3 protein-coding genes are annotated in these 5,038 nt (G+C 46.5%); 2 read left to right on the top strand and 1 reads right to left on the bottom strand.

Annotated elements, in window-relative coordinates; all coding sequences use genetic code 11:
• Positions 1-813 (bottom strand): J domain-containing protein (locus IQ263_RS27575; protein ID WP_194071225.1); only part of this gene is annotated, 813 nt, incomplete at its 3' end.
• A gap of 426 nt (positions 814-1,239) precedes the next feature.
• Between IQ263_RS27575 and polA the strand changes: the two genes are divergently transcribed.
• Together polA and IQ263_RS27565 are read left to right on the top strand one after the other, a co-directional pair.
• The gene (polA, locus tag IQ263_RS27570) at positions 1,240-4,323 is read left to right on the top strand and encodes a DNA polymerase I (protein ID WP_339384799.1); all 3,084 of its coding nucleotides are present in this window, start codon (positions 1,240-1,242) and stop codon (positions 4,321-4,323) included.
• Positions 4,324-4,335: 12 nt separating this feature from the next.
• Positions 4,336-4,902 (top strand): thermonuclease family protein, encoded by a 567-nt coding sequence (locus IQ263_RS27565; RefSeq protein WP_194071224.1) that lies wholly within the window; start codon positions 4,336-4,338, stop codon positions 4,900-4,902.
• Positions 4,903-5,038: the final 136 nt, after the last annotated feature.

Here is a 5,038-nt window from a genome sequence, read left to right as displayed (position 1 = left end):
CGCCCAGACAGCCCCCGTTACCATTCCTCCAGCCTGAAAACCGGCGATCGCCCCCCCCACCGCCCCAGCCAAAACCAGCGCCGCCAGCCACACTTTAGGCGTTGCCGAACCCTCCGCCAGCAAAATCGCGGCCCACAGCCAATCCGCACCCCAGATTAAAGCCGACATCCACAGGGGGGCGTGATATTTTGTCAAAATGCAGCCCGTCACAGCGTAACTCGCCACGGCGATCGCCAGTGGGCCCCAAGGGAAAGTTAAATAGTTTTGAGATGGCTGCGGTTTGGAATATTGAGTCGGAAACTCTTTTTTCCTTTTCGGGGTAAGCTTTAGACTGTTTTGAACTCGCCGCGCTTTCCTCGCCGCGCTGCGCCCCGAAGGCTTTCTTCCCCGCTCGGTTTGTCTATTTTTAGTGGTAAATTGTTTCTTGCTTAAAGAGTTGTTTGGAGTTGAAACTTTTTGGGATGAGGCTTTGGGGCGGGTTTGACGGCGCTGGGAACCGTGCCTGCCGGCTGATTTTCCCGAACGTCTTCTCAGTGGCTTTTCCGGCGGCGCAGGGGGTGGCGCAGGCTGTGGCTGCTGAAACGGTTTGTCGATCGACTTCGATTCCGGCTGACTGAGAAACAACACCAACTCTTCGTAAGCTTGATTAATTTCTATTAATCTTTGTTCAGCTTTTTGTTGCAGGCGATCGCCAGGGGGCAACCGATCGGGATGCCACACAAACGCTAAATCCCTGTAAGAGCGTTTAATTTCTTCTAAGGAAGCTCCAGGCTCAATTTCGAGGATTTCGTAGCATCGATTAATGTCAGCCATAGGCTTCGATCGGCAGGTATTGGTAAATTTACGCGCGTGCGAAGCTATCCCGTAAGGAATCATACTTCTTATCTTTTAGCATTCTCAGGCAAGCTGCACAATCAGCCGATCGCGATCGAGGGTCAGTCGATTATAGATTGAGGACTTATGCCATGTCCGATCGATTACCACCATTACAAAAATGGATCGCGATATCGGTCAATCGAGGGGACATGATATTACGCAGAAAACCCGGTTTTTCGGATAAATCGAAATTTTAGACTCCACTTTGGGCTCCGGTGAATCACTGCGCTGCAAGTAAATCGAAAATCGAAAATCGAAAATTTCAAATCGACTGACTGATTTTATAAGGGTTTAGAGCTTTTTTGCGGTTGCGCTCGGTTTTGAAACAGGCATCACAACTGGCTACAATGAGAAAATACTTTCGTGCGATCGCAATCTGTGTCAGTGTCGGCAAATCAAGCTCCCACCTTCATCTTAGTTGACGGCCACTCCCTGGCCTTTCGTTCCTACTTCGCCTTTGCCAAAAGTCGAGACGGAGGCTTGCGAACGACCACAGGCATTCCCACCAGCGTCTGTTTTGGCTTTCTCAAGTCGCTGCTGGAAGTTATGGCCGCCCACGATCCCCAGTACATGGCGATCGCCTTTGACCTCGCCACGCCCACTTTTCGCCACGAAGCAGACGAAACTTACAAAGCAGGTCGTCCCGAAACCCCCGAAGATTTTATTCCCGATCTCAAAAACCTGCAAGAACTCCTCACCTATCTCAATTTGCCAGCAGTCACCGCTGAGGGCTACGAAGCTGACGATGTTTTAGGAACTTTAGCCAACAAAGCCAGCGCCGCCGGTTATGCGGTTAAAATCCTCACGGGCGATCGAGATTTGTTTCAATTAGTAGAAACCGACAAAAATATCAGCGTCTTGTATTTGAGTACCGACGAGCTCAGGCGATCGGGAAAAGGCAAATCTCAAGAATACGGCCCCGAACAAGTTAAAGAAAAACTCGGTATTTTGCCCGAACAAGTAATAGATTATAAAGCTTTGTGCGGCGACAAATCCGACAACATTCCCGGAGTCAAAGGCATCGGCGACAAAACCGCCCTGCAATTGCTAGAAGCTTACAATTCCCTCGACGGAATTTATGCAGCCATCGACGAGATTAAAGGCGCAACCAAGAAAAAGCTAGAAGAAGGCAAAGAAGCTGCCTATCATTCTCAGCGCATGGCGACAATTGTCCAAGATGTTCCCTTAGAAATCAACTTAGAAGATTGCCAGCTTATAGGTTTTGATGAATCAGCCTTGATTACCATGCTGGAAAAGTTGGAATTCAAAACATTTTTAACCAAAGTCAAACAAATTCAAAAGCGGTTCGGTGGTGCGGAAAAAGAAAGTTCGGCAGCGGATTCTGTAACGGATTTAACGGATGTTCGGAGGGAAGGTTCGGCAGCGGATTCTGTAACGGATTTAACGGATGTTCGGAAAAAGGGAGAAGTTACAGTCTCTGAATTGCCTAACGCTGATAATTCAAATGATTTTTCCGCTGCAAGTTCTGAAATTTCAGAAGCAGACGAATTGTGGTTTTTTAGTGCGGCAGAAACCAAAGCTGCCCAGCAGAAAAACAAACTGCCAATCCAACCCCGAATCATTCAAACAATAGAACAGTTAAACGAATTAGTCCAACTGCTAGAAACCCACACCGACAAAAACTCGCCCGTGGCGTGGGATACCGAAACCACCGCCCTCGAACCGCGAGATGCCGAATTAGTGGGAATTGGCTGCTGTTGGGGAACCGGTGAAGAGGATTTAGCTTACATTCCCACGGGACACAAAACGGGTAAAAATTTGGACAAAGCCACGGCTTTAAATGCTTTGCGTCCGATTTTGGAAAGCGAAAATTATCCCAAGGCGCTGCAAAATGCTAAATTCGATCGCCTGATCCTGCGCTGTCAAGGAATCAAACTCGCTGGAGTCGTATTTGACACCATGCTAGCCAGTTACGTACTCAACCCAGAAACTAGCCACAGCCTCAGTGAATTGTCAAGGCACTACTTAGGCATTGTCGCAGAAAGCTACAAGGAATTAGTACCGAAAAACAAAACAATTGCTGACATCAGTATTGTAAAAGTAGCTGACTACTGCGGTATGGATGTTCACACCACGTTTGGGTTAGTAAGTAAACTTAGAGCAGAATTGGATAAAGCTGATGAAGCTAGCTTTTCCGGAAAAACTTTGGAGGATTTACTGCTGAAAGTAGAACAGCCTTTAGAGCCAGTTTTAGCTGAAATGGAATACTGCGGAATTCGCATTGATTCAGCTTATCTCAATACCCTCTCGCAAGAACTAGAAATAAAATTAGCCAAACTTGAAGAAAATACCTATGAAGCAGCGGGGAGAAAGTTTAATTTAGGTTCGCCCAAACAATTAAGCGAAATCTTGTTAGAAAAAATCCCCGAACAGTTTCAGAAAAAGTCTCGCAAAACAAAGACGGGATACTCTACAGATGCCGCTGTTTTGGATAAATTGCAAGGAGACCACCCGATTGTAGACGATTTATTAGAGTATCGAACATTATCCAAATTAAAATCAACCTATGTCGATGCTTTGCCGCAGTTAGTGCGTGGGGATACCGGGCGAGTACATACAGATTTTAACCAAGCTGCAACTGGTACGGGCCGGCTTTCTTCTTCCAATCCCAATTTACAAAATATTCCCATCCGCACCGAGTTTTCGCGGCAAATTCGCAAGGCTTTTTTACCGGAGTCGGGTTGGCTGATGGTGTCGGCTGACTATTCTCAAATTGAGTTGCGAATATTGGCTCATTTGAGTCAAGAACCGGTGTTGATTGAAGCTTACCAAAATAACCGAGATGTGCATACCGTAACGGCTCAACTGCTGTTTGAAAAAGAGGAAGTAACGCCGGATGAAAGACGGTTTGGGAAAACGATTAATTTTGGGGTAATCTATGGTATGGGGGCGATTAAGTTTGGGCGATCGATGGGCAAGTCTTCGGCAGACGGGAAAAAGTTTATTGAACGATTTAACGAGCGTTACAGTAAGGTTTTTGAATATTTGGAGCACGTAAAAAAAGAGGCGATCGCCCTAGGCTACGTTTCCACAATTCTCGGCCGCCGCCGCTATCTCAACTTCGAGAGCCCAACACTCGCTGAGTTTAAAAAAGAACGTCGCAACCCCGAAGACATTCACTCCAGCCTACTTAAGTCTCTCAATAGAAATGACGCCCAATCTTTGCGGGCTGCAGCCAACGCTCCCATTCAAGGCTCAAGTGCAGATATCATTAAACTTGCCATGATTGAGGTAGACAAAATTTTGCAAAACTATCAGGCGCGGCTGTTATTGCAAGTTCACGACGAATTAATCTTTGAAGTACCTCCCGATGAATGGGAAGAATTGCAGCCAAAAATTAGAACGGCGATGGAAAATGCTCTGCCACTTAGCGTACCGCTAATAGTTGACATCCACGCGGGGCAAAATTGGATGGAAACTAAATAAACAGAGAGAAATATGAACCCAACCAAAATCACCCTTTCTCCTAAAATCACCAGCTTAAGTGCACTTTTTCTGCTGTTCCTACTCTCCGGTTGTCCCCAAAAGCTACCGCCCAACAATTATGCTGTGAAACGAGTCAGCGACGGCGACACCCTTGTCGCCAGCGATAGCGCCGGGAAGGATATCAAAGTGCGTTTTGCCTGCATAGATGCACCGGAAATTGCCCACACCAATGCTGAAAAAAACAGCAAAAAAGCAGCAGAAAAGAATCAGTTTAAGTGGGGAAATCTAGCCGAGCAAAGAATGCAGCAGCTCGTCAAACAAGGGGGCGGGCGCGTGGTTTTGACCGTCACCGATACTGACCGCTACGGCCGCAAAATTAGCGAAGTTCGCTTACCAAACGGCACATTTGCCCAAGAAGTTTTGCTGCGCGAAGGATTAGCAATGGTTTACCGTCCTTACTTAAAAAACTGTCCTAGTGCAAGTATTGTGGAACAAGCGGAAGCCGAAGCTAAGAAAAATCGCCGCGGCGTTTGGGGAGATTCTAAGTTTGTTCCCGCTTGGAATTTTCGGAAGAAATGATTGAGTTAGTTGTTAGTTGTTAGTTGTTAGTTGTTAGTTGTTAGTTGTTAGTTGTTAGTTGTTAGTTGTTAGTTGTTAGTTGTTAGTTGTTAGTTGTTGGCAGTCAACAGCTAACAGTCAACAGTCAACAGTCAAC

This window comes from Tychonema sp. LEGE 06208, assembly GCF_015207505.1.
GTDB lineage: Bacteria > Cyanobacteriota > Cyanobacteriia > Cyanobacteriales > Microcoleaceae > Microcoleus.
The sequence above is the reverse complement of the archived record's forward strand: the minus strand, read 5'-3'. Positions and strand labels throughout refer to the sequence as shown.